3 protein-coding genes are annotated in these 4,367 nt (G+C 56.7%); 2 read left to right on the top strand and 1 reads right to left on the bottom strand.

The features are described from left to right. A partial coding sequence (locus NCN04_RS08390; RefSeq protein ID WP_250395787.1) for a cobaltochelatase subunit CobN occupies nt 1–2,011 on the bottom strand: 2,011 nt, incomplete at its 3' end. Between the two features lie 76 nt (nt 2,012–2,087). On the opposite strand from NCN04_RS08390, the gene NCN04_RS08385 reads away from it, so the two are divergent. Together NCN04_RS08385 and NCN04_RS08380 are read left to right on the top strand one after the other, a co-directional pair. Then, nucleotides 2,088–3,005, top strand: a complete 918-nt coding sequence (locus NCN04_RS08385; RefSeq protein ID WP_250395786.1) for a branched-chain amino acid transaminase — start codon at nt 2,088–2,090, stop codon at nt 3,003–3,005. A gap of 58 nt (nt 3,006–3,063) precedes the next feature. Continuing rightward, a partial coding sequence (locus tag NCN04_RS08380) for a homocysteine S-methyltransferase family protein (RefSeq protein WP_250395785.1) occupies nt 3,064–4,367 on the top strand: 1,304 nt, incomplete at its 3' end.

The following is a 4,367-nucleotide window of genomic DNA, read 5'->3' as shown; positions in this document are numbered from 1 at the left end:
CGCTGGAAGAATCATTCGATGCATCGGGGAAGGATGGCCAATCGAGGTGTTGTAGCAACTGCTTGATTTGCTGCTCGAGTACATCGCAGCGTTCAGCAGCAACTTGACGAGCCTCGACGTACTCATCCAGCAAGGCTTCCAGAGACAGCAAAGATCCATGCAATCCAGCCCGACCCAAGGGCGGAGTGAGGTGGTCGAGGATCACGGCATGTCCCCGACGCTTGGCTTGAGATCCCTCCCCCGGATCATTCACGATGAAGGGATAAACGTGAGGGATCGGAGCAAGCGCTAGCCCTGGACCACAGGCTTCACTCAGTCCAACCGACTTGCCTGGTAACCATTCGGCACTGCCATGCTTCCCCACATGGACCATCAGCTGGGTGGCGTGCACCTCCTGCAGCCAAAGATATTGGGCCAAATAACGATGAGGGGGAGGAAGATCAGGCGAATGAAGATCACTGATCTGGTCGGGGTCATAGCCGCGGCTGGGTTGAATCAACACGGCCACATGACCCAGAAGCAAACCATGGACAGCAAACCCCTTCTCCTCCAGATCCACGGCCTGTTCTGGTGAGCCCCAACGGCGCTCAATCAGAGCTCGTGCGCCAGGTGGGAGCTGACTCCACCAGCGCAAATAGTGGTGGAGAGGTAGATAGGTCAGGGGCTGAAGGTGAAAACTCTCGGGATCGTTGCTGCGTCCAGACAACAGTCGGGCCATCAGCGCCTCAGACGAATCGGGACGCGACTCGCTGCCCAGCTCAACGCCCGCTTCAGCAAGCCAGTTCAAAATATTGATGGTGCTGGCGGGTGTGTCCAGACCAACCCCATTGGCTAAACGTCCATTGCGAACTGGGTAATTCGCAAGCACCAATGCCACGCGCTTCTCTGCTGCTTCCGTTTGACGAAGATCCACCCAACAACGGGCATGGTCGGCCAGCCAATTCAGCCCAACGGAGTCGGGAACCAAACCTTTAACAGCCGTCGACAAACTGGATTCCGAATCCTGAACTTCCCGGAAGGCACCGATTCTTGTGGTGATGCGGCCATCCAACTCAGGAAGAACCACTTGAAGGGAGAGATCGATGGGATCAAGACCCTGGGTTGTAGCGTCCCAATCCTGCTTGGATCGTCCAGAGCACAGCAGCTGCAACACGGGCAGATCAAGGCCATCCCAAAGCGGAGTGCCAAGCCCTGCCTCTTGAAACTGCACCGATGCAAAGGCCGTGGTGCTGACCACTAGCTGCACATCCTGCGCTTGAAATGCTCGTTGCACCCCCTCTTGGACCACGGGATCTCTCAAGCTGCTCACCCACAGGGCACGCGGTGATAATCCACGGCTTCGCAACGCCGTTAAAAGTTGATGACACCAGTCCGTGTCTGCGGCACGGGCATGAGCCCGATAGAGCAGGACTCCGACCTTCGCACCAGGTTCATCACACCAATCAAACGGAGCTGGATCAGCCATCCGTTCGGGCTGAAGATCGATACCAACATTGAGGAGTTCAGGTGCCTTGCAGCGGTTGATGAAGGGGTGAATCGCCTTCAAAACCTTGGTCATGTTGGACATCCCGCCTTCACGCAGCAACAGAGCCAGCTGTTGAGACAGCGCGGACGACACCGATCCAATCGGATGGAGTTCATCATTTTGATCAACGGTCCCCGCCAGGACGATCAAGGTCCGATTTTGAGCAGAAGACTGCCAACGACGGCACTGTTCAAGCCCGTAGCTCCAGTGGCCCCGCCCGCCCAATAAGCGCACCACGAGCACCCGAGCCGTACACCCCGTTGTGGCCAAATAATGATCAATTTGAGCTGGATGGCGCAGACAATCGAGTGGCAAAGCACGCAATTGCTCGTTCCAGTGGCCTAGCTCTGGCTGCTGGAGGCAGGCTGAGAGCGTACTGATGTCGGTCGCAGCGCTCGTGAGAAAAAGGATGGGAGCCGGCGGTTGCTCAACAACGGTGAAAACCTCGTTGCTTTCAGCGCCAGGAAGACTGCTCAGTCGATGCATGTCTCCATTCTGGTCTGATCACATCTCACCAACAGAGCGAGGGGAGTGAGAAAATTTGAGGATCGAGCGATGAGCGATGCATCAGTTCCTTCCCTACGCCTGGTTTGAAGGCCGCTGCATCCCCTTTGACCAGGCCAAGGTTTCGATCGCTACGCATGCCCTTCACTACGGCACTGGTGCTTTCGGTGGGATGCGTGCGATTCCAGATCCCGAAAAGCCTGGCGGCATGCTGTTGTTTCGACCAGACCGCCATGCCCGGCGTCTGTCCCAAAGCGCCAAGCTCCTGCTCGCCGACCTAACCGAAGACACCGTGATGGAGGCTTTGATTGCGGTGCTGAGGGCTAACAAGCCCACCACGCCGATCTACCTGAGGCCGTTTGTCTACACCAGTGATCTAGGCATCGCACCCCGTCTGCACAACATCGAGACTGATTTCCTGATTTACGGTTTAGAGCTGGGCGATTACCTCTCCCCCGATGGTGTGAGTTGCCGTATTAGTAGCTGGACCAGGCAGGAGGATCGCTCACTCCCCCTGCGCGGAAAAATCAGCGGTGCTTACATCACTAGCTCCCTTGCCAAAACGGAAGCCGTCACGAGCGGCTTCGATGAAGCACTGCTGATGAACACCCGGGGAAAGGTCAGCGAAGCCAGTGGCATGAATCTGTTTTTGGTGCGCGACGGCGTCCTGATCACACCTGGCGTGGACCAGGACATACTTGAGGGAATCACCCGCTCCAGCGTGATTGAGCTGGCCAAGCACATGGGATTGCAGGTGGTCGAACGCCCCGTTGATAAAACCGAACTGTGTATCGCTGATGAAGTGTTCCTGACGGGAACTGCGGCGAAAATCACGCCGATTCGCCAACTCGAATCCACGCTCTTACCGACCAACCGACCGGTGATGGATGCGTTAAGAAAACGCCTGGTGTCGATTACGGAGGGAAGAGATCCTGAATTCAGCCACTGGGTGACCAGGATCGAACTTGAAACCTAGGGATCGGCTTAGCGATCAAGTCCCGTTCTTAGAATCACATGATCAAGGAAAGTGAGCGATGCAGGCCGTCACAAAGACTTCAACCCTGAACGCTTCCCGCTTTCTACAACGTCTGCATGATCCGTCGCGTCCCGTCTTGGTATTCGACGGTGCCACCGGTACGTCGCTTCAACAGATGGATCTCGGTCCAGATGATTTCGGTGGCGTTGACCTCGAGGGTTGTAACGAGAATCTTGTGGTCACAAGGCCCGATGCCGTGCAGGAGGTCCATCGCCAATTCCTTGAAGCGGGCTGCGATGTGATCGAAACCGACACGTTCGGAGCCACCTCCCTGGTACTAGCGGAATACGAGCTTCAGGATCAAACCTACGAACTCAATGTTCAGGCTGCGCGGTTGGCCAGGGAGATGGCTGATCGCTACAGCACCCCTGAGAAACCCCGATTTGTGGCGGGATCGATGGGCCCCACCACAAAGCTGCCGACCCTCGGCCATGTGGGGTTCGATGAGATGCGCGATTCCTTTGCCGAGCAGGCCAGAGGCTTGCTGGCAGGGGATGTGGATCTCTTCATCATCGAAACCTGTCAGGACCCCCTGCAGATCAAGGCGGCTCTGGGTGGCATTGAACAGGCATTTGAGGTGGCCGGTGAACGACGACCATTGATGGTCAGCGTCACGATGGAAACCACCGGCACGATGCTCGTCGGCTCCGATATCGCAGCGGTGGTTTCGATTCTTGAGCCTTTCCCCATTGATGTTTTAGGCCTCAACTGCGCCACCGGTCCCGAGCAGATGAAGGAGCACGTCAAATATCTCAGTGACCATGCTCCCTTCGTGGTGAGCTGCATACCAAACGCCGGACTGCCGGAGAACATCGGTGGTGTGGCTCACTACCGCTTGACTCCGGTTGAGATGAAGATGGCGATGCACCACTTCATCGAGGATTTAGGCGTTCAGGTGATCGGTGGCTGCTGCGGCACCACCCCCGCTCACATCGCCGCTCTCTCAGAGCTGTCGCAGGAGATGCGTCCGGCTGACCGCCCGGTACGAACCCCAGTCCTCAGAAAGGAGCGCCCACTGCTTGGGGCTGAAGCTTCCGTTTCCTCGATCTACGGAACAACGCCCTATCACCAGGACAACTCATTTCTGATCATCGGTGAACGGCTCAATGCCAGTGGCTCAAAAAAAGTCAGGGACCTCCTTAATTCCGAAGATTGGGATGGCCTTGTAGCTGTCGCCCGCGGCCAGGTGAAGGAAAACGCCCACGTGCTTGATGTAAACGTCGACTACGTCGGTCGCGATGGCGAAAAGGATATGCATGACCTGGTGAGCCGTTTGGTCACCAACGTCAACTTGCCATTGAT

The organism is Synechococcus sp. MU1655, assembly GCF_023630655.1.
In the GTDB taxonomy this organism is placed as follows: Bacteria; Cyanobacteriota; Cyanobacteriia; order PCC-6307; family Cyanobiaceae; genus Synechococcus_C.
The sequence above is the reverse complement of the archived record's forward strand: the minus strand, read 5'-3'. Positions and strand labels throughout refer to the sequence as shown.

Excerpts from the sequence above, each read along its gene's own strand:
- NCN04_RS08385 (WP_250395786.1), top strand. The coding sequence starts at position 2,088 with ATGCATCAGTTCCTTCCCTACGCCTGGTTTGAAGGCCGCTGCATCCCC.